At 34.4% G+C, this 20,639-nt stretch carries 24 protein-coding genes and 5 pseudogenes; 10 read left to right on the plus strand and 19 right to left on the minus strand.

Going from position 1 to position 20,639, the window contains the following annotated elements; genetic code table 11:
• Positions 1 to 135: 135 nt before the first annotated feature.
• From ctaF to cyoE, 6 genes and pseudogenes are all read right to left on the minus strand, one after another.
• Positions 136 to 459 carry a cytochrome c oxidase subunit IVB gene (gene ctaF, locus JCM21714_RS02860; RefSeq protein WP_035721654.1) on the minus strand — a complete coding sequence of 108 codons (324 nt, stop codon included), beginning with the start codon at positions 457 to 459 and terminating at the stop codon, positions 136 to 138.
• A complete protein-coding gene (locus JCM21714_RS02865) occupies positions 460 to 1,083 on the minus strand; it encodes a cytochrome (ubi)quinol oxidase subunit III (protein ID WP_035721658.1) in 624 nt (207 codons plus the stop codon).
• A pseudogene (locus tag JCM21714_RS02870) lies at positions 1,076 to 2,941 on the minus strand (cytochrome c oxidase subunit I). Before JCM21714_RS02870 ends, JCM21714_RS02865 begins: the two are co-directional and overlap by 8 nt.
• Positions 2,942 to 2,967: 26 nt before the next feature.
• Positions 2,968 to 3,411, minus strand: coding sequence for a c-type cytochrome (locus JCM21714_RS23540; RefSeq protein ID WP_369403401.1), 444 nt, complete (start codon positions 3,409 to 3,411; stop codon positions 2,968 to 2,970).
• Entirely contained in the window at positions 3,387 to 4,064 is a 678-nt protein-coding gene (gene coxB / locus JCM21714_RS23545) for a cytochrome c oxidase subunit II (RefSeq protein ID WP_369403402.1), read from the minus strand. The genes JCM21714_RS23540 and coxB overlap by 25 nt, the downstream gene beginning before the upstream one ends.
• 92 nt (positions 4,065 to 4,156) lie before the next feature.
• Positions 4,157 to 5,060, minus strand: a pseudogene (gene cyoE / locus JCM21714_RS02880) (heme o synthase).
• 423 nt (positions 5,061 to 5,483) lie between these two features.
• Between cyoE and JCM21714_RS02885 the strand changes: the two are divergent.
• Positions 5,484 to 6,074 carry a COX15/CtaA family protein gene (locus JCM21714_RS02885; RefSeq protein ID WP_369403403.1) on the plus strand — a complete coding sequence of 197 codons (591 nt, stop codon included), beginning with the start codon at positions 5,484 to 5,486 and terminating at the stop codon, positions 6,072 to 6,074.
• A complete protein-coding gene (locus tag JCM21714_RS23550) occupies positions 6,055 to 6,369 on the plus strand; it encodes a COX15/CtaA family protein (RefSeq protein WP_369403404.1) in 315 nt (104 codons plus the stop codon). The genes JCM21714_RS02885 and JCM21714_RS23550 overlap by 20 nt, the downstream gene beginning before the upstream one ends.
• A 104-nt stretch (positions 6,370 to 6,473) precedes the next feature.
• Here JCM21714_RS23550 and JCM21714_RS02890 read toward each other — a convergent pair whose 3' ends face one another.
• The 5 genes and pseudogenes from JCM21714_RS02890 to JCM21714_RS02905 form a co-directional block, all read right to left on the minus strand.
• A complete protein-coding gene (locus JCM21714_RS02890) occupies positions 6,474 to 7,154 on the minus strand; it encodes an IS4 family transposase (RefSeq protein ID WP_084040551.1) in 681 nt (226 codons plus the stop codon).
• A gap of 8 nt (positions 7,155 to 7,162) precedes the next feature.
• Positions 7,163 to 7,369 carry a DUF4372 domain-containing protein gene (locus JCM21714_RS20790; RefSeq protein WP_035721661.1) on the minus strand — a complete coding sequence of 69 codons (207 nt, stop codon included), beginning with the start codon at positions 7,367 to 7,369 and terminating at the stop codon, positions 7,163 to 7,165.
• A gap of 268 nt (positions 7,370 to 7,637) precedes the next feature.
• On the minus strand, positions 7,638 to 7,979 hold the full coding sequence (locus JCM21714_RS22670) for an FtsW/RodA/SpoVE family cell cycle protein (RefSeq protein ID WP_268748264.1): 342 nt from the start codon (positions 7,977 to 7,979) through the stop codon (positions 7,638 to 7,640).
• 5 nt (positions 7,980 to 7,984) lie between these two features.
• Positions 7,985 to 8,834: pseudogene (locus JCM21714_RS23555) on the minus strand (FtsW/RodA/SpoVE family cell cycle protein).
• 127 nt (positions 8,835 to 8,961) lie between these two features.
• Positions 8,962 to 9,252 carry an Fpa/YlaN family protein gene (locus JCM21714_RS02905; RefSeq protein WP_035721663.1) on the minus strand — a complete coding sequence of 97 codons (291 nt, stop codon included), beginning with the start codon at positions 9,250 to 9,252 and terminating at the stop codon, positions 8,962 to 8,964.
• Positions 9,253 to 9,494: 242 nt separating this feature from the next.
• On the opposite strand from JCM21714_RS02905, the gene JCM21714_RS02910 reads away from it, so the two are divergent.
• The 3 genes from JCM21714_RS02910 (at position 9,495) to JCM21714_RS17960 (ending at position 10,653) form a co-directional block, all read left to right on the plus strand.
• Entirely contained in the window at positions 9,495 to 9,950 is a 456-nt protein-coding gene (locus tag JCM21714_RS02910) for a hypothetical protein (protein WP_035721666.1), read from the plus strand.
• Positions 9,951 to 10,054: 104 nt separating this feature from the next.
• Entirely contained in the window at positions 10,055 to 10,243 is a 189-nt protein-coding gene (locus JCM21714_RS17955) for a hypothetical protein (protein ID WP_052000339.1), read from the plus strand.
• Positions 10,244 to 10,281: 38 nt separating this feature from the next.
• Positions 10,282 to 10,653 carry a YhcN/YlaJ family sporulation lipoprotein gene (locus JCM21714_RS17960; protein ID WP_235182566.1) on the plus strand — a complete coding sequence of 124 codons (372 nt, stop codon included), beginning with the start codon at positions 10,282 to 10,284 and terminating at the stop codon, positions 10,651 to 10,653.
• An 11-nt stretch (positions 10,654 to 10,664) separates the two neighbouring features.
• Here the strand turns inward: JCM21714_RS17960 and JCM21714_RS02920 are convergent, their stop codons facing one another.
• Entirely contained in the window at positions 10,665 to 10,940 is a 276-nt protein-coding gene (locus JCM21714_RS02920; RefSeq protein WP_035721669.1) for a YbyB family protein, read from the minus strand.
• Positions 10,941 to 11,084: 144 nt separating this feature from the next.
• Between JCM21714_RS02920 and JCM21714_RS02925 the strand changes: the two genes are divergently transcribed.
• A complete protein-coding gene (locus tag JCM21714_RS02925; protein ID WP_035721672.1) occupies positions 11,085 to 11,291 on the plus strand; it encodes a YlaI family protein in 207 nt (68 codons plus the stop codon).
• A 38-nt stretch (positions 11,292 to 11,329) separates the two neighbouring features.
• Here JCM21714_RS02925 and JCM21714_RS17965 read toward each other — a convergent pair whose 3' ends face one another.
• Positions 11,330 to 11,692: a YlaH-like family protein gene (locus JCM21714_RS17965; protein ID WP_235182554.1), complete on the minus strand. Its 363-nt coding sequence runs from the start codon at positions 11,690 to 11,692 to the stop codon at positions 11,330 to 11,332.
• Between the two features lie 127 nt (positions 11,693 to 11,819).
• Here JCM21714_RS17965 and JCM21714_RS20035 point away from each other — a divergent pair, with 127 nt between their 5' ends.
• The gene (locus JCM21714_RS20035; RefSeq protein WP_158413461.1) at positions 11,820 to 11,996 is read left to right on the plus strand and encodes a DUF5325 family protein; all 177 of its coding nucleotides are present in this window, start codon (positions 11,820 to 11,822) and stop codon (positions 11,994 to 11,996) included.
• Between the two features lie 24 nt (positions 11,997 to 12,020).
• On the opposite strand, the gene JCM21714_RS02935 is transcribed toward JCM21714_RS20035, so the two are convergent.
• Positions 12,021 to 12,833, minus strand: coding sequence for an inositol monophosphatase family protein (locus JCM21714_RS02935; protein WP_035721675.1), 813 nt, complete (start codon positions 12,831 to 12,833; stop codon positions 12,021 to 12,023).
• Between the two features lie 140 nt (positions 12,834 to 12,973).
• On the opposite strand from JCM21714_RS02935, the gene JCM21714_RS24630 reads away from it, so the two are divergent.
• Both JCM21714_RS24630 and JCM21714_RS24635 read left to right on the plus strand, forming a co-directional pair.
• The gene (locus JCM21714_RS24630) at positions 12,974 to 13,357 is read left to right on the plus strand and encodes a DUF1054 family protein (RefSeq protein WP_439644439.1); all 384 of its coding nucleotides are present in this window, start codon (positions 12,974 to 12,976) and stop codon (positions 13,355 to 13,357) included.
• 32 nt (positions 13,358 to 13,389) lie between these two features.
• A complete protein-coding gene (locus JCM21714_RS24635) occupies positions 13,390 to 13,599 on the plus strand; it encodes a DUF1054 family protein (protein WP_439644440.1) in 210 nt (69 codons plus the stop codon).
• A 36-nt stretch (positions 13,600 to 13,635) separates the two neighbouring features.
• Here the strand turns inward: JCM21714_RS24635 and JCM21714_RS02945 are convergent, their stop codons facing one another.
• Complete coding sequence (locus tag JCM21714_RS02945) at positions 13,636 to 13,905, minus strand: UPF0223 family protein (protein ID WP_035721678.1); 270 nt, start codon at positions 13,903 to 13,905, stop codon at positions 13,636 to 13,638.
• Between the two features lie 145 nt (positions 13,906 to 14,050).
• Here JCM21714_RS02945 and JCM21714_RS02950 point away from each other — a divergent pair, with 145 nt between their 5' ends.
• Positions 14,051 to 15,508, plus strand: a complete 1,458-nt coding sequence (locus tag JCM21714_RS02950) for an aminotransferase class I/II-fold pyridoxal phosphate-dependent enzyme (RefSeq protein WP_035721680.1) — start codon at positions 14,051 to 14,053, stop codon at positions 15,506 to 15,508.
• A 42-nt stretch (positions 15,509 to 15,550) separates the two neighbouring features.
• Here JCM21714_RS02950 and JCM21714_RS02955 read toward each other — a convergent pair whose 3' ends face one another.
• The 4 genes and pseudogenes from JCM21714_RS02955 to JCM21714_RS02970 form a co-directional block, all read right to left on the minus strand.
• Positions 15,551 to 16,456: a polysaccharide deacetylase family protein gene (locus JCM21714_RS02955; RefSeq protein ID WP_035721683.1), complete on the minus strand. Its 906-nt coding sequence runs from the start codon at positions 16,454 to 16,456 to the stop codon at positions 15,551 to 15,553.
• A gap of 435 nt (positions 16,457 to 16,891) precedes the next feature.
• A pseudogene (gene lpdA / locus JCM21714_RS02960) lies at positions 16,892 to 18,305 on the minus strand (dihydrolipoyl dehydrogenase).
• 3 nt (positions 18,306 to 18,308) lie between these two features.
• Positions 18,309 to 19,629 (minus strand): annotated as a pseudogene (locus tag JCM21714_RS02965) (dihydrolipoamide acetyltransferase family protein).
• Between the two features lie 29 nt (positions 19,630 to 19,658).
• On the minus strand, positions 19,659 to 20,639 hold the full coding sequence (locus tag JCM21714_RS02970) for an alpha-ketoacid dehydrogenase subunit beta (protein WP_035721686.1): 981 nt from the start codon (positions 20,637 to 20,639) through the stop codon (positions 19,659 to 19,661).

Here is a 20,639-nt window from a genome sequence, read left to right on the forward strand (position 1 = left end):
ATATCATAACGACTATTATATATTATACCGAAGATCTCTAAGATTAAAAAGGAAAACAGCCATTCTAATTTTTACAATTTAATGAACAAAAAAGTTGAGAGGTGTCCTACTTTCACACCTCTCAAACTTTTTACTTTACCACCATGCTAGAGCAGATAATGCGATAATACATAAAAATGCTGCAAATACTCCTCCATAAAACATAAAAGATGGTAACTCATGACCTTTATGACTCATATGCATAAAGTAATATAGCTGAAATCCAACTTGTACTGCAGCTAATACGAGCAAAATTGGTATTAGAAATAATTTGTCTAAACCAGATAGCACCATAGCAAAGGCAATTATGGTGAAAATGATCATTAAAGCAAACGTAATCACTTGTTGTTTCATTTCTTCTTTTCGTTTTTGCTTTTCGTATTCAAATTGAAAAGGAGTTTCTGTGACTTTTTCAGACATTTAAAGCACCCCCCCCATTAAATACACTACAGTAAAGATAAACACCCATACAACGTCAATAAAGTGCCAATAAAGGCTTGCAACATAGAATTTTGGTGCGTTGTATAAATTTAATCCTCTCTTAGCGTTACGAATCATTAGCGTACTGATCCAAAGTAATCCAAATAAAACGTGCCCACCATGGAAACCAACTAACGTATAGAAGGCTGATCCAAACGCAGAGGATCTTAAAGTAAATTCATAATGATGAATGTAATGATAGAACTCATAAATTTCAAATCCAAGAAATGCAAGTCCTAACGCTACCGTAATGCCTAGCCATATTAACATTTTCTTGAAATCACTATTTTTCATATGATACATGGCATAAACACTTGTCAACGAACTTGTTAACAACAACATTGTCATAATGAAAACTAATTCTAATCCAAATAACTCTTCTGAAGATTCCCCGCCATTTGTTGAATTATTTAAAGCGAGATACGTACCAAACAGACTTGCAAAGAGCACTGATTCTCCACCAAGGAAGAACCAAAAGCCCATAAATTTATTTTTACCTTCTAAGGTGGCCTTTTCAGGATTAAGAGGCATTTGTCCTGACTTTAATACATCATGTTCACTCATTTTCTCCTGCCTCCTTTTTCAAATCTTCTTTATGAATATGATAACCTAAATCATCTTTCACAGATCTGGTTAACATTGCCCCCCCAAGTGTAATACCCATTCCAATGAATACTAGGGTTAACCATACACTATCGACTTTTTGATAGATGAATCCAAACCCTGCGATGAACATACCAAAAGCCATGATAAATGGTAAGAAGGAGTTATTCGGCATGTGAATATCTGTCAATGGTTCTGCAGGTGTCATACCTTTTCTTCCTTCCGTTTTTTCAATCCATAATGGATCTAGACCACGAACTAAAGGTAATTGTTTAAAGTTATAGAACGGAGGCGGTGATGAGATTGCCCATTCTAAAGTTCTTGCATCCCAAGGATCTGCCCCCCCTACTTTCTCATTCTTAATTGATGTTTTAACAATATTGATTAACAGAACGATAGTACCTAGACCCATTAAAAAAGCACCAATCGTACTTATCATGTTTCCTAAATCTAATCCTTGGCCTTCTAAATAGGTCCAATAACGTCGTGGCATACCCATTAATCCAAGGAAATGTTGTATAAAGAATGTTAAATGGAAACCAGTAAAGAATAACCAAAAGGTCAGTTTCCCCCAATTTCTCATCTAATATTGTACCAAACATTTTAGGCCACCAATAATGTGTTCCTGCAAAAAGTCCAAATACAACGCCACCAACGATTACATAGTGGAAATGTGCCACAACAAAATAGGTATCGTGGTATTGAAAATCAGCTGATGCAGCCGCAAGCATTACCCCAGTCATTCCACCTAAAGTAAAAGTAGGTATAAATGCTAATGACCATAACATCGCTGTGTTTATTTGAATATTTCCACCCCCCCAAAGGTAAATAACCAGTTAAATATTTTGATACCCGTCGGTACAGCAATCGCCATCGTCGCTACAGCAAAAATAGAGTTGGCAGCAGGTCCTAGACCTACGGTAAACATGTGGTGTGCCCATACCATAAATCCTAAGAAACCTATTAAGACAGTCGCGAACACCATTGCCGTATAACCAAACAGACGTTTCTTAGAAAACGTAGAAATGATTTCACTAAAGATACCAAAAGCAGGTAATGCTAAAATATATACTTCAGGGTGACCAAAGATCCAGAATAAATGTTGCCATATAACAGAGTTACCACCCATAGATGAATTAAAGAATCCTGAATCAAATAAGCGGTCAAACATCATTAAAAACAAACCAACTGTTAAAGCAGGAAATGCAAATAAAATAAGTGCACTTGCTACAAAAGCTGACCAAGTAAATAACGGCATACGCATATATGTCATTCCTGGTGCACGCATATTCACAATGGTTACAAGGAAGTTAATCCCTGCAATTAAAGTACCTGCACCAGAGATCTGTAATCCCAGAACATAATAATCGACACCATGACCTGGTGAAGTTGTGGAAAGTGGTGCATATGCTGTCCAACCAGCATCAGCAGCTCCACCTGTAAACCACCCTACGTTCAACATGATTCCACCAAAGAAAAATAACCAGAATCCTAGTGAATTTAAGAATGGAAATGCAACATCTCGAGCACCAATTTGTAACGGCACGACTGCATTCATAAATGCAAAAATTAACGGCATTGCTGCCAAAAATATCATTGTTGTTCCGTGCATAGTGATTAATTCATTATAAAAACCTGCACTAACAAAGTCATTCATCGGTTGCACTAATTGCCATCTAATAGCTAATGCTTCTAGACCTCCAACGATAAAGAAGAAGCCACCTGCTACTAAATACAAAATAGCAATTTTTTTATGGTCTACTGTTGTTAAGTAATCCCAAATAGCAGAACCAAAACTTTTCTTATTTGTAGCTACCATTGTACTCACGTTTAGTTAACCTCCCTTTAATTGTTTTCTGCTTCGTTTTCTCTAAATTTCTTTACACTTTCTACTGGTTCATCCGTTGCTTTTAGCTCCATTAAAAAGTCTGCAATTTTTTCTGCATCTTCTTCTTGAATTGAATTATCCTGTAAATAAGGAGCACCAAGCATACCATTTCCTGGCTTTATAGAAGCTGGATCCATAATCCAATCTACAATGGCTTCTTTACTGTAATTTTTAATAGCTGCAACCTTTGTTCGATCTCCAAAATCAGCTAAATTAGGACCAACTATAGGATTATTTGCACTAGCATCAATAGCATGACAGTTTATACAGCTATTCTGAAACAACTCTTGTCCTTCTTGTGCTGATGTCGATTCAGCAGTATATTCAGGACTTGTATTCTTCATACCTTCTATCCATTGATCATATTCTTCCTGACTTACCACAACAACTTTAAAGTCCATAAGAGAGTGTGATCCCCCCCACAAAACTCTGTACATTTTCCCCAATAAACACCTTCTTCAAATGCTTCAATGAACATGGTGTTTTCATTATCAGGGTTTACATCCATTTTTCCGGATATAGACGGTAGCCAGAAAGAGTGAATGACATCACTGGACATCATATTTAAATAGACTTTTTCATTAACAGGGATATATAGCTCCTGGCTTGTTTGAATTTCTTCATTTGTATATTTAAAATTCCACCAAAATTGCATCCCCTGCACATTAATATTAATACTATCTTCTTTCTTTGATTCGTCTGCTAAATCATATGTACTAGCAATTGTTGGTACAGCGATAATAATTAGCAGCAAAATTGGAATCACAGTCCAAACAACCTCTAAAGTTTTATTCCCTTCAGATTGTTTTGGAACGTAATTTTCTTGTCCTTTTTTCTGACGAAATTTCATAATGACATAAATATATATCACCATTACTACAATAAAGACAAAAATCATTACTAATATTGATATCAAAATGATATTAAATGATTGCTCTGACCCATATCCTTTTGGCACTAATGCAGTTAGATTTTCTTTACCACATGCAGAAAGTATAATTACCAAAAAAGAAAATAATGACAGAGTTCGGATTTTTCCCATCCATTTTTTCATCTTTAACCCTCTCTTTCTTTTTAAACATAATATATTATTTAGAAAAACTTGAATATGATCAAGTTCTACTGACAGAAAATCAACTCTAATCATTATAACAAATTATTCGGTAAAGTTATAATAATCATTAAAAAGAAAATAATGGTCAAATACAATAAAGAATAGATAAACATATGATTTGCCCACTTAAACTCATTTTTCACAAAAAAACCTTTAATTGCTAAAGCTAACCACCCTATGTTAAGCATGGTTGCTAATGTAACAAACACGATTCCTATCCCTTGCAAAAAAAATGGTATCGGTAATAAACATATGACATATATTAACATCTGCCGTTTTGTAATAGAAATTCCATATATTACAGGTAACATCGGAATCTTGGCACTTCGATAATCCTCCACTTTCTTTATTGCAATCGCTAAAAAATGCGGGGGTCTGCCAGATAAATATCAATAAAAATAACACCCAAGCATTCGCACCTAAATTAGGTTCTACTGCTGACCAGCCAATTAATGGTGGTACAGCTCCAGATAGACTACCTATAGCTGTATTAATCGTATATCTGCGCTTTGTCCATATCGTATACAATACCACATAACTAAACCAACCAAATAGACCCAGAAGAGCAGTTTGTATCGATGCCAATGATAATACTAATATTCCTATTAGTGATAATGATATGCCAATTATTAACACATGCCCTATATCTATAGTTCCTGTTACAGTCGGTCTTGACTGCGTTCTTTTCATAATTTGATCGATGTCACGGTCGTAATAATTATTAAGAACACAGCCTCCAGCTATTACAAATGCCGTACCTATTAAGATTACCAATAAAACATGCCAATATTGTGATAAGGAGGAACCCGTATAAAATAAGGCTAACCAAAATCCAGCAAATGCAGTCATTGTATTCGAATTAATGATTCCAATTTTGACTAGGGATTTTAACTCTGACCAACTATACAGATATTCGTTAGTATACCTTGATAAAATTGTTCATTCGAGGAAAACTCCATTTTATCCATCTTTAGTTATAACCCCCCCCTTTCCATCAATTTTAACCATAAAAGTATGTAAATTGTTTGATAATTTAAAAAACCTACTATTAATTATCAAACAATGCTATTGTACCATGTATTCCTGCACTTCGCTAATTAAGTTGAATATTGATTTTAAAAAGTGACATTTTTGTGAACAATCGATTTAAAAACATATTTATGATACGAAGTTTCTCTATATTTGTTATAATTATAGAGGTTTTGAAAGTATTTGCTGTTTTTTATCCTGTTTACTGTTAGCATAATATATTGTTACATTAGTAAGTGGTTTTTAATCAAGTGATATTTTTATATACTCATGATAAACTATTCAAGTATTTTTGTGAAAAATGAGTGAACATATAATGAGGTGTATTACATGAAATTTCTAAAATATTTATCAGTGATAACAACCATTACCATGACTTTTGTGTTAGTTGGTGGAGCACTTGTCACTAAAACTGAATCTGGTATGGGATGTGGGGCTAATTGGCCTTTTTGTTATGGTGATTGGTCTCTGGAAATGTTCATTGAACTAAGTCATCGTCTTATATCAGGTGCTGCAGGTTTCTTAGTATTACTGTTATCCTTCCTAGCTTGGAAGCATATAGGTCATATTCGGGAAACAAAATTTTTAGCTCTGATATCTGCATTCTTTTTAATTGCACAGGGATTAATAGGTGCTGCTGCCGTGCTTTGGGCACAGTCTGACTTTGTATTGGCTCTACATTTTGGAATTTCTCTTATTTCCTTTGCGGCAGTATTATTACTGACATTGTTAATTTTTGAAGTTGATCAAAAATTTGATGCGTCATCCTTATACATACGTCCTGCTTATCGTAAACAATTCCTTTTATTGACGATTTACATTATGTTTGTTGTGTACACTGGAGCTTTAGTCAGACATATAGATTCTATTTTAGCCTGCCAAAGCTGGCCGTTTTGTAATAATGATCAGCTTCAACTTTGACTATCATCTTGGCCAATGGGTACAAATGGGTCATCGCTTTTTAGCTGGAATAGCATTTATCTGGACATGGAAAATATTCTTAAATATTAAACGAGATTATCGAGAGAGCCGAGTGATGTTTAAAGGATGGATGATTGCAACAGCATTTATTTCCATACAGGTTATCTTGGGAGCATTCATTATATTTACAATCGGAAACTTATTCATTGCCCTTTTACACGCCTTATTTATCGCATTATTTTTTGGACTATTGTGCTATTTTCTATTATTATCTTATCGCAGCTTAAAGAAATAAAAAACAGTGATTGATTTTATACATTGTTATCAGGTTTTTCATCTTGCTAAAACAAAAAAGGACAATAGGGCTTTACAGGTAGTCCTACATCCATTTTTTAATAATTATTTAGTTGATGGGACGTATGTTACATCATCTAAATGAAAAGCATCTCCTCTTTCATATTGAGCTAAGCTTTCTTCATAGATACGTTGGTGCCCCCCCATTTTCTGACGTCCACTGGATATTCGGTCAGATGTCTCACTTAATTCGGCTAAAAAGGTTTTCATTTGTTTACACCAGTAATCCTTTAGCCAATCTAGCATTTCCAGTAAAGAACCCTGATATCCTATGTGATGCTTGATGAGCAATGTTAAACAGAACACAATCATCGCGATATAAATCTGGTTGAACACGGCATTTTGGCTTTTTCCATATAGCTTTTTCAAGACCAAATGTTGTTTGACCGATTTGAAAAATAACTCAATTTGCCACTTTTTTCGATACAAATCGCTGATTTCTAGTGCACTCCTCTTGGCATCATTGCACACGATCCTGATCTGATTCCCTTCACTATCACGGGTTTCGATTAATCGTAAAGGATGTTTCATTTTCCCGATTTTGACAACGGCCTCTCTGATAATGGAAGAAGCAGGATCGATCGGTACCTCCTCGATCACTTGTACAATGGTATTGTTTTTGATTCGCGTAACAAAATGAAACCCATCATCACAATATGCATCAAATTTTTCGAAGTTATAATATCCTCTATCAAATACGCGAATGGCATCTTCTTCGGCTTTGATTAAAGCATCTAATTGTGTTTCATCTTTTCATTTACTCGCCTTAAACTAGGCAGTTCTTTAAGTTGAGCATAGATAAAAAGCTTTGTAAACGTAAGTAGATCAAGTTTTTTGACGTATTTGTCAATCGCTGCATGATCGATCATTTTTTGAATTACTTTTGAATCTAACGGATGTAGGTATTCCTTAAATACCGTTTTTATGGTATGATTGTCCATAGTTTACTCCTTATAATTAGGGATTTGGACAGGACTACCATACTCTAATTATAAGGCTTTTTTATGCACTTTTATAGTTGAAATTAACATTTATTCAAAATATTATTATTTCTATTTTGCTTGACTTTTGTCTTAAAAGTTTATGCAACGCTAGTGTAGGAAATTATAGAATTATGCCTTGTAGATAAAGTAAACGCAAGTAGCCACGTCCAGCTCCGAGCGCCAAAAACGTAGCGACTGGAGCGCTGCGCTTTTGTTCTGTTGCAAGTTATTGTGCGGAAGTTGTTTGCCTTCTTTTTCTATTATAGAATTGTACATTTTTTTCAGATTGATCCGGAATAACAGTTTCTTCATTAAAACGCTGATAATTAACATGTCTGGCGATATTATTTAGTATACCAACTGAAAACAATAAAACAACTAATGATGTTCCACCATAACTGACAAATGGCAATGGCACACCGGTAATAGGTAATAAACCGCTGATTGCACCTAAGTTAATAATCGCCTGAATACCTATCATTGCAGAAATTCCGATGGCGAGAAGACTCCCAAATGCATTCTCGCATTTCTTCGCTATAAATAATCCTCTTAATACGATAATACTCAAATTAATTAAGACAAATAATACCCCCCGAATAATCCTAACTCTTCAGCAACTACTGCCATTATAAAATCACTTTCTGCTTGTGTTAAATAACCTAATTTTTGAACACCTTGTCCAATACCCACACCAGATAAACCACCAGTTCCAATCGCTATATAAGACTGGATAAGCTGATATCCACTGTCATCCGGATCTTCAAATGGCTGATATGCCCAGTAAAACGTGATGCCTTCTCATCTGTTACCATCTGAAAACCTATTGCCACCAGTATTGTGACCCCTATAAAGATTAACAAAGATAAATGCCTAAACTTAATTCCCGAACTGAAAATAACCGCACAAGCAATTGAAAATATAATTGCTGCCGTTCCTACATCAGGCTGACTTATGATTAACGCTAATAAAAGACTGGTAATAGCTAAAGGAGGCAAAACAGCTTTAAAAAAGTCTCCTATATATGCTTGTTTCTTTGTATAGATAGTGGCAGATAAATAATTAGGCCAATCTTAACAAACTCTGATGGTTGTATAGACAACGAGCCAATATGTATCCATGACGTAGAGTAATTAATAGTAACTCCAAAAAATTTAACAGCCAGTAAAGCAATTATCATGATCAGCACAATCCATTTGGTTAGTTTCTGATAAATTTTATAATTAAAGAAACAGGCAAACAAGAAACCAATCAATCCAATTACTAACCATATTCCTTGCTTCAACGCCATCTCATATGCAGGATTATTATCAACCAATACTGACGTGACCATACTTGCACTGTAAATCATTACAATGCCAAACCCAGCTAGCAGAACTGGTGGTAACATTAATAAAAAGTCAAATGTTTTTGTTTTTTGCTTCATAATAAATACCTCAATATTTTCTATAGCATTAACTATATTTTAACATAATTATTGCAATGATTTATATAGTCCAAATTATATAATAGCTGTAAACAGAAAAACTTTGCCGAAATTGGCAAAGCTTTTCTCAGTTATTGATTTGAGTTTGTGATGTAGCATGTAAAATATTTAATTGCTTTTCTAAGTTATCTAATAGTTCTTTGCCCTCTTCTTCTCGAATCAGTTCTAAACGAACAGCAAAATCTATTTCTCTAGACAAGCCAAACATCTGTGTATCCAAAACTTCTTCATATAACGGACATTGTGGCATTGTTAAATGATCAATTTGAACTTTAATTAATTGTAGAATTTTATCCGCATCAGCCTTTAGAAGGGCATAGGCTTGCTTTTCTTTACTTATAGCCACTTCAGATATCAAAAGGATCCCCCCCTCCGAATATATAAAACTTCTAAGCTAATTTTAGCTCGAAATGGTGGAAATTGCAAGATAATACGGTAGAACATTATATTATTTGCTACAATCTATTACTAAGTTTATCAGAATATTACAGCACATGTTATTTAGCTGCTTGATATGTTAATTAAATAACCACTAATAATGCAATTTCCGTAATAGTCTGCTATCCTTAATAGTAACGCAAACATAAGAGGTGAATCATAATGATTATTCAAATTAAAGGCAATGTTAAATATCCAATCACATTAGATCCAAGTGTGTGGATATTTGATGACAGAAAAGTCAAATTAGAAGAAGGATTTCAAGACATACCACCATCCAATCATAAAGAAATTGAAACTAGTATTAAGCTCAACAAGCCATCAGTAAATAATAGTATTAAAAAATATAATAAGAAAGAATTATTGGAGAACTCTTATCTTATGCCAATTAAAGAGTTTATCGAAAATGCTGAAATGAGTGAAAATGTTTTAGAAGTGATGCTTTTCACTCAAGATGGTAGTGTTACTATTACTAAAGATCAACTTTTAAACAGTTTTTTACTTTTTTCTATTGACGGAAAACAAATAAAAGATCAAGGTCCTGCATATTTATATTTTGGTGATGGTTCTAACAAAGATAACCCTATTAAAGGAGTTAAAGAAATCAAAATGATATAGAGAAAATTACTATCTTTTTTAAAAATTTTCTACCTTTCTTTTCTTGTCAGTATATTTTATTTTAATTAACAAAAAATATACGCAAAAGAAGGAGGGATTATCAAATGAAATATGTAATAATCATCACCAGTATCGTATTTTTAATGATGGGCTGTCAACAGGAGATAAATGATGATGATTTATCAGCTAGTAATAATGATTATGGTATTGTGCAGGTGAAAAACTCTGATCCTAATACAAATACTGCAGAAGATTTAAACAATAAGGAAAAGGCTCAATATTTAGCAACCTAGCTAGTAATGTACCACAGGTAAATGATGCATCTGCTCTGATCACCAACCGAGGTGTTATGGTTAGTATTGATGTGAATGAAGATTTAAATCGTTCTCAGGTAGGATCAATAAAATATTCCGTTCTGGAGGCGTTGGAACACGACCCTTTCGGCCAAAAGGCAATTATTATTGCCGATGCAGATCTTCATAAACGAATACAGGCAATCGGAAATAAATTGCAAGAAGGACATCCAATTGAAGCTATTACTGAAGAGCTTGCAAATATAACGGGAAGATGGATGCCTGAGCTTCCTCTCAATGAAAAACAAACGGAAAATATTGATCAAAATAAACAAATGATGAATGAAGAAGAAAAGCAAGAATTAGAAAACATCAATCAAGAACAATCCAACCATCAAAAAGAGCGGTAAAAAATGAAGAGCTATTTAAATAGCTCTTCATTTTTTACTTTGTTATAATAATTTACCCCCCCAAATTGAGAACCTTCTGCAACCATATCAGCATTCTCAATATTATCTTTACCAGGATCCCCCCCTGCTTCTTCAATAGGTAAGCCGGTATCCTGCTTTTTAAAAGATTTTTTTATGTTATTAAATTTGTTTTTAACATTATCTCTTCGACTTTTATCTTTTAACATATAGGATAATGTTGCTACACCCGCAGCACCAGCCAAACTTAAAATATTTCTTTTACGCATTCTTGATCATCCTTTCTATATTCTATCTAGTTTAATTATACCCATACAATTTCAAATAAAACATAAATCTACACTATCTATCACGAAAGAATATTATATGTTATAATGACAGGAATTATAGAATGATTAATTTGAGGTGAAACAATGCGAGTCAAATGCGTTATATGTGATTCAATTATAAAAATAGATAATGATTGTCCAGAGGCAAAAAAACTTCGGAATCGCCTGATACACACTTATATGTGTCCTGAATGTGATAAAAGAATTAAAAAAAATACACTAGCAAGACATAAAACTGGTAACTTTAAACTTTACAGAAAAAAAACTGTACAGGATCAATATTTATCCTAACAAAAAGCTGTGCATTATTGCACAGCTTTTTGTTAGGCTTATTCTTTTTGCGTTCCTGATAGAGACGTAAACGATAAATCCCCCATAATAATTGCTACAATAAATAGACTTTCAGCAAGAGGAAGATTTAACCCGAAAATTAGTGTTAAAAAGAAGATTCCAATAAATAATAAAATATAAATTATAAAAGACTTAAGCGGTGGTAGTTTTTTAGCAAATCCAAATTTATAAGCCATAATAGCGAAAATTACTGTAGTAAGATAAAGCAACATAAATCCTCTTATTAAAATCGCCAATTCTCCATCATCTGCTACATTTACTTCTCCGCCTAGACCTTTCATAAAAAAGTCAGCGACAGGCCATAAGTTATCCGGTACTTGAATTACTGTTTCTCTTTGCATGTGAAACCTCCAAATTCTACGTTCAAACAAATCTATTATACTTTAAACCATATATAAATACAATTTCTATTAAAGAAAAATACTTTATGGTATGCTATGTATGATCTATATGATATGAGGTGACAAGATGAATATTCAGATTTCAAGGTTTCTATTAGCCATTTGCGTTATATTAGCATTTTCTGCAGTCGGAATCGGTATCGCTCTTCGTAACATTTGGTTTATCATTATCGCTTTTATAATAGGATTTGTACTAATGGGATTTGGCATCTCCATCAAAAAAAAGAAAGCTCATAAAAACTAGCAACCATTTGCTAGTTTTTTACTATTACTTAAGCTCAATATAGTTTTCTAACAACTCTTCTTTAATACACTTATTACAGGTTAAAATAGCATTCGTTCCTAACAAATCTACTGATTGACCATTTGCTTGAACGGTTATTCCTCCAACTTCATTTACTAATATCAGTCCAGCGGCAATATCCCAGGGTGCTAATCGCATCGTCACATAAGCATCTACTATTCCTTCTGCTACATAAGCAAATTCCAATGCTGCAGAACCATATGATCTTGTGCCACGTATATCCATTATTAGTTGCTGAACTTTTTTTTCATTAATTCTGTTATTATCAAAAGCCATACTGCTGTTCAACGCAATTATACTAGTATCAATACTTACTTGTTCGGTTAATTGAGGTAACTTTTCATTATTTCGAAACGCACCTTCTCCCCCCCTTATTCCAGTATATAATACATCTTCCATGACATTGTATATTAAACCTATCTCCCCCCCAATGCCATCATGATAAATTCCAATAGATATAGCAAAATTGCGCTTTTGATGTACAAAATTCATTGTTCCATCAATCGGATCAATAATCCATATTGTGCCATCTAATGTATCCACTTTATCTCCGTATCCTTCTTCACCTACAATACGATGCGAAGGGTACTTATCTCTTATCTTCTCAGCAAAAAATTTTTCAGTTTCCCGATCCACTTCTGTTACCAAATCGTTCGCACTAGATTTGGTATCAATTTGATATTTATCATCAATCTGAACACGAATTTGCTCCCCCCCAGCTTGATAAATCCATTTTTTTACATCACTATAAATTTGTTGTCGAATGGTCTTATCCATTAACTTTCCTCCATTCTCGTTAGAGTACCTACTATTTTAGCAAAGAAAAAGCTAAATGAAAAATGTATACTATTTCTTTTGCAAATAAACAATAATTACTTTAAACTTATAATGATATTAATTAAATGAAAAGGTGAAAAATGATGACATTTAACGGATTTAATGAAAAGGACTTTGAAACATTTCAAATTTCAGGTCTTGATGAGAGAATGGAAGCAATTCAGGAAAGAATCCAGCCAAAATTCAGGGATATATATAATGAAATTGAGAATGAATTAGCAGAGCTAGCAGATCATAAGATGTATCTTCATATCGCTAAACACGCTAGACGTACAGTCAATCCACCAAAGGATACCTGGTCAGCATACTGTCATAACAAGCGTGGCTATAAAAAACATCCGCACTTTCAAGTAGGCTTATGGAACGATAATTTATTTATATGGTTAGCATATATTTATGAGTTACCTCAAAAAAGTGAAATTGCAGAAAAGTTTTTAAATGATGTTGAGGATATAAAAAAATAATACCAGCTGATTTCCATATCTCAGTAAATCATATGAAAAATGAGGCATTTCTTATCTCCGATACTGATCTAGACCATGCATTAGAACGCTTCAAAAATGTTAAAAAAGGCGAATTATTAATTGGCAGAAAGATTGATGCAAATGATCCTTTAGTAAAGGATGGTAAAGCTTTAACTAAAACCATCAAAGAGACTTTTCAAGTTCTGGCACCTGTATACCGATCATCAATGACGATATACTGAAATAATTGCAGCTTGTCGTATAACTCGACAAGCTTATTACATTTTAATTAAATTTTTAAGATCAAGATCCTTTGCTTTTTTAATAACATGGTAAGGAACATATCCTGTTTGTTTTTCAAATTGTTTATCAAGTTGTTTTTCTTCACTTTTTGATGGCACTATTTCTTTATAACGATTGTATGCTACAATTAAGTCTTGTTTTAAAACACCTTTTTCATAAGTCTTCTCAATCATAGCGTAATAATTTACAACATCGATGATTTCCTTTGTTGTCCATGCTTCATTAATAGGATAACTATAATTCATTTAAAACACCTCATATTCAGATTCGCTCGTATTTTAACATGTTGAAATTGAGAAGTATAGTAAAATAACTAGCTATTCTTTTTCTAATTTGCTATAATACCATTTGCTTTATATTTCATTTACTTAAAGGAGCACTACCAAAAGCATGTATACACAGAATGATACACCACTTTTTAGTGGTCTACTAAAACATATTAATAACGAACCTAAGCCATTTCACATTCCGGGGCATAAGGCCGGAAAAGGAATGGACCCTTTATTTCAAGAATTTATTGGTTACAATGCATTAGCAATAGATTTAATAAATATTGAACCTTTAGATGATTTGCATCACCCTAGAGGTATCATTAAAGATGCACAACAATTAGCAGCAGAGGCATTTGGAGCCGATCACACCTATTTCTCTGTTCAGGGAACAAGTGGTGCTATCATGACAATGATCCTTAGTGTTTGCAATCCAGGAGATAAAATTATAGTACCGAGAAATATTCATAAATCTGTCTCATCTGCTATTATATTCTCTGGTGCGATTCCGATTTTCATCCACCCGGAAATAGACCATAAACTAGGAATTTCTCATGGTATAACACCTAATGCAGTTGAAAAAGCCTTAGAAGCACATCCTGATACAAAAGCAGTTTTAGTAATTAATCCTACTTATTTCGGTATCGCTGCAGATTTAAAAAAAATTGTAGATATCGCTCATTGTCATCAAATTCCAGTTCTTGTCGATGAAGCACATGGTGTTCACATCCATTTTCATGACCAGCTTCCCATATCAGCTATGCAAGCTGGAGCTGATATGGCCGCAACTAGTGTTCATAAGCTTGGAGGATCGCTAACTCAAAGCTCTGTTTTAAATCTTAAAGAAGGATTGGTTAATCACGAGCGTGTGCAGACTGTTATGTCAATGCTAACAACTACCTCTACTTCCTATATTCTATTAGCATCTCTAGATATAGCAAGAAAACACCTAGTACAGCAAGGTGAACGGTTATTATCAGAGACACTTAGTCTTGCAAAAATGACAAGAGACTATATTAATGAAATTCCCGGCTTATACTGTCCAGGTGAAGAGATATTAGGTACCGAAGCCACTCATGATTATGATCCAACAAAAATCATTATTTCGGTAAAAAATTTAGGCATATCTGGACATGATGTCGAAATTTGGCTCAGAGAAAACCATCAAATCGAGGTAGAACTATCCGATATGTATAATATTCTATGTATTTTAACACCTGCTGATGATAAGGATAGCATTAATTACTTATTAAATGCTTTAAAGGATTTATCACTAGAACTTGAAACGAATGTGAGGCAACAGAACGTAAAAGTTTCCATTCCTGAAATCCCTATACTTGCGGTCAGTCCTCGTGAGGCGTTTTACGCAGACTATGAGATCATTCAATTAGAAGATTCTGCTGGAAGAATAAGTGCAGAATCTATTATGATATACCCTCCAGGCATTCCAATTTTCATTCCAGGTGAAATTATCTCCGTTGATAACTTAGCATATATTTCCGAAAATATTAAATCAGGTTTGCCAGTTCAAGGGTTAGAAGATGAGACATTAAAAACCGTACGAGTCTTAAAAGAATGAATTGCATTCAAATAAAAAAGATCTCCAAATTGGAGATCTTTTTTATTCAGGTAGTTTTATTGATATTGGATCTGCCATTTCATAACCTTTTTTTCTTAATCCGTTCACAATATCTCCTAATGCCTCTGCTGTCCATTCTCGGTCATGCATTAATAAATTTGCACCAGGTTTTAGCAATGAATAAGGAACATCCACTTCTGGACCTTCTCCGGAAATCATCGCTTCTTTTAATTTTTCAGCATCCATATATGGTTTGAAATAATCATATCCATATGTCCAGTTCATTAATAGCATGCCTTCATCTTTTACTAACTGGGTAGCATAATCAGTATTTACGCCGTTAGGTGCTCTAAAAAATTTTGGCTTTTCTCCAATAATATCCTGGATTAAATTACTTAGTTCTAATATATCTTCTTTTTGTTGCTCTTCATTCACTTCAGATAACCTCTGGTGGTTATATGTATGGTTCCCAATAGCAAATCCCATTTCGTGAATTTGACGTAATATATCTTTATTTTCTTCGCTTTCTAAGAAATGTCCATTAACAAAAAAGATAGCCGGTGCGTTTAAATCTTTTAATGTTTTTGCCATTTCTAAAGCATATTTATCAGGTGCATCGTCAATCGTTAATAGCACAACATTTTCATTGGTGTCTTCTTCAATTGGGACTAATTGCCATTCACTTCCTAGTTCATATAGCGTTTCGACTTGTTTTTCTCGCGTTTCTTCTTGCTTGATATCTTCACTTTTCTGTTCCGTTCCATTAGTGACATCTTCATTAGCAGTTACTTCTTCATCTTCTGCTATATCTTCCTGATTTTCTTCCGTTGATGTTTCTTCATTTATAATCTGTTCTTCCTCGCTAGCTTCACTCTTTTCAGACTCATTATTACAGGCAACTATAAAAACGAGTAAAAACAATACTATCAGATAGTTTATTTTTTTCACGTACTGTCAACCTCCATGATATGATCCATTAAATTTTTATGCAATCTTTCTCTACTTCCGCTGATCCCCCCCTAGGAGTGTCGCATTTTTCCTCCGCTTTGAATAAATTTCTGTTCAAGAGACAAGAAATAAGCACATTTTTGAATCTATGATATAATTTTTTCCTCTTCACGGGAATTAGTTCTGGCTTCACTGGAAATAACGTTAATTCAGTGTAGCTAAGGATATTTCCCGTGAAGAGAGATGGATCTCCCGTCAAGCGAACAACTTTTCCCGTGAAGCTAGCAATTATAAGAAGATGCATGAAATTTCTGTCTATCACATAACTTTTTATAACAAACAAGTTACTTCGCCGTTTAGTTTTATTGTGCCATTGTTTTGTTACATTCTGTTATTTTAAAAAGGAGTCTGCATGTGCAGACTCCTTTTCTATTGTTATTTTACAATATGGATTGGTGTACCCATTGCTACTTCTGCTGCTTCCATTGTGATCTCTCCCAAAGTTGGATGAGCATGGATAGTTAGTGCTAGATCTTCAGCAGTCATACCTGCTTCAATAGCTAAACCTAATTCAGCAATCATATCACTCGCATTAGATCCGGCTATTTGACCACCAATTATTAAGCCGTCTTCTTTACGTGTAATAAGTTTAAGAAAACCTTCACTATCATTTAATGATAATGCACGACCATTTGCGGCAAACGGGAATTTAGATGCAACTGCTTCATATCCTGCCTCTTTCGCTCCTTGCTCTGTATAACCAACTGTAGCAAGTTCTGGATCAGAGAATACCACTGCTGGAATGGCATTATAATCTATAACTGAATTTTCCCCCCCGCCAATTACTTCTGCAGCAATTTTACCTTCATATGATGCTTTATGAGCTAATGGTGGTCCAGGCACAATGTCACCTATTGCGAAAATATTATCTACATTTGTACGACATTGCTCATCAATTTTAATGTAGCCTTTTTCATCCATTTCAATGCCTACTTGTTCTAAACCAATATCATCTGTATTTGGTTTCCGTCCAACAGTTACTAAGACATAATCAGCTTCAACAGTTTCTTCCTTACCATTCGCTTCATAAGTTACTTTAACACCATCAGAGGATTCTTCCACACCTTTAGCCATAGCTTCTGTCACAATGGTTGCACCTTTGTTTTTTAATCTTTTCTTAACAAGGTTACTCATTTGTTTTTCAAAACCGCCAAGAATATTTTTCATACCTTCCAGAATAACTACTTCTGTGCCAAGTTTGCATATGCTGTACCTAATTCAGTACCAACATATCCTCCACCAATTACGACAATTTTTTTCGGAAGTTCTTTTAAATTTAGTGCACCAGTAGAATCGATAACACGATCTGTATATTTAAACGTTGGTAATTCAATTGTTCTTGATCCTGTAGCAATAATACAATGTTTAAATGTATAAGTTTGGGAATTTTTATCATCCATTACTTTTGCTGTGTTTTTATCAACAAAGTATACTTCACCTCTAACAATATCTACTTTGTTTCCTTTTAATAAACTTTCAACGCCACCAGTTAACTTCTTAACAATTGAGCTTTTCCACTCTTGAATTTTAGAAAAATCAATTGATACATTCTCAGTCTTAATTCCTAAAGTCTCATCACCACGAGCGTACTCCACTTTATGTCCAGCCTGAATTAACGCTTTTGATGGAATACATCCAACGTTAAGACAAACACCACCGATATCACCTTTTTCTACAACTGTCACTTTTTGTCCAGTTTGTGCTGCGCGAATTGCTGCAACATATCCCCCCCTGGACCAGATCCAACTATAAGTGTGTCTAATTCAATCGGAAAATCTCCTACTACCATTTTTTACCCCCCCTCCATCATAATTAATTGTGGGTCTTCTAATAAACGTTTAATTTGATTTAACGCATATTGTGCGGTTGCCCCCCCATCGACAATTCTGTGATCAAAGCTTAGCGATAATGCTAGTACAGGCGCTACAACAATTTCGCCATCCCGAACCACAGGTTTTTCTGCTATACGACCAATTCCAAGGATAGCAGCTTCTGGATAATTAAGCACTGGTGTGAACCATTGACCACCTGCAGATCCAATGTTTGTAATTGTACATGAAGCACCTTTCATTTCGTTTGGCGCAAGTTTACCTTCCCTTGCTTTACCTGCTAATTCATTGATCTCTTTAGAAATATCGAAAATTGATTTACCGTCTGCATTCTTAACGACTGGTACCAGCAACCCTTTTTCTGTATCAGCTGCGATACCTATATTGTAATAATGTTTCTGAATAATTTCATCTGTTTCATCATCAACAGAAGCATTTACAATAGGGAATTCTTTTAATGCAGATACTAAAGCCTTTACTACATATGGCAAATAAGTAAGCTTAATTTCTTTCTCTGCAGCAATTGGTTTAAATTTCTTGCGATGTGCAACTAATTCCGTTACATCTACTTCATCATGTAACGTAACGTGTGGTGCTTTATGTTTAGAATTAACCATTGCATTCGCAATTGATTTACGAATTCCACTCATTTTCTCACGTGTTTCAGGAAATTCACCTTCAGTGACAGCAGTTTTTGTTGTTTGTGCTTTTGCTTCACTTGGTTGATCTGCCGTATCAGATAATTCCGTTTTTTGTTCACCATTTAAGAAAGCATCAATATCTTCTTTTACTACACGATGATTCTTGCCAGAACCCTTCACTTCACCTATATTCACGTTATTATCACGTGCATATTTACGAACAGAAGGCATCGCAATAACACGTTTGTTTGTGTCATTAGTTGTAGGTTCTTCTTTGTTTCCTTTATCTTCTTTATCTTGTTTTTCTTCCTTATCAGTTTTTTGCTTTGATTCTTTTTCTGTATTATCTTCTTTAGGTTCTTCTTCCGTTTTTGATTCTTCTGAAGACCCTTCATTTTCATAGCCTTCAGCATCAATCGTAATAATAGTATCCCCCTACAGTTGCAACTGTACCTTCTTCGAAGTGAACTTCTTTTACTGTTCCATCAACTGGAGAAGGAATTTCCACGACTGCTTTATCATTTTGTACTTCACATATCACATCATCTTCTTTTAATTCGTCGCCAGCTTTAACAAACCATTTAACAATTTCACCTTCATGAATACCTTCACCAATATCAGGCAATTTAAATTCAAAAGCCATTAAATGACCTCCCATCTTAATTTAGTTGCTTAGAAATGCATCACTTTATTTACCTTTTCGATAATATCGTTATAGTTTGGTAACCATACTTCTTCTGCTTGAGTAAATGCATATACGGTATCAGGCGCAGCTACTGTTAAAATAGGCGCTTCTAAATGCAGTATCGCTCGTTCTTGCACGTTAGACACTACATAGGATGCAATTCCTGCTTGACGCTGTGCTTCCTGGATCATAACCATACGATTTGTTTTCTCTACCGATTTAATAATTGTTTCAAAATCAACTGGCATAACTGTGCGTAAGTCAATAACTTCTGCATCAATATCATCTTTTTCTAAATCTTCAGCAGCTTTTAATGCGGAATGAACCATTGCACCATAAGCTACTAACGTTACATCCTTACCTTCACGAACCACATTTGCTTTGCCTAATTCGATCGTATAATCATCTTCTGGAACTTCTTCACGAAATGATCGGTAAAGTTTCATATGTTCCAGGAATACAACCGGATCATTATCACGAATCGATTGAATTAAAAGACCTTTCGCATCATAGGGACCAGATGGTATTACAACTTTCATACCAGGTTGTTGGGCAATTAATCCCTCTAATGAATCAGCGTGAAGTTCTGGTGTATGTACACCCCCCCCACCAAATGGTGAACGGATAGTTACGGGCATACTAACCGTGTTACCAGAACGATAGCGAAGTCGGGCCATTTGTCCATTAATCGCATCCATTGCTTCATACACAAATCCAAAGAATTGAATTTCTGGTACTGGACGGAAACCTTGTGTAGCTAAACCGATAGAAATACCAGCGATACCAGATTCTGCTAAAGGTGTATCAAATACGCGATCTTCCCCGAATTCATCCTGCAATCCTTCCGTAGCACGGAATACACCACCATTTTGTCCAACATCTTCACCATACACTAATACATTTTCATCATTTTTCAATTCTACTCTTAAAGCATCAGTTATTGCTTGGATCATTGTCATTTGAGCCAT

The organism is Gracilibacillus boraciitolerans JCM 21714 (genome assembly GCF_000521485.1).
Taxonomy (GTDB): Bacteria; Bacillota; Bacilli; order Bacillales; family Amphibacillaceae; genus Gracilibacillus; species Gracilibacillus boraciitolerans.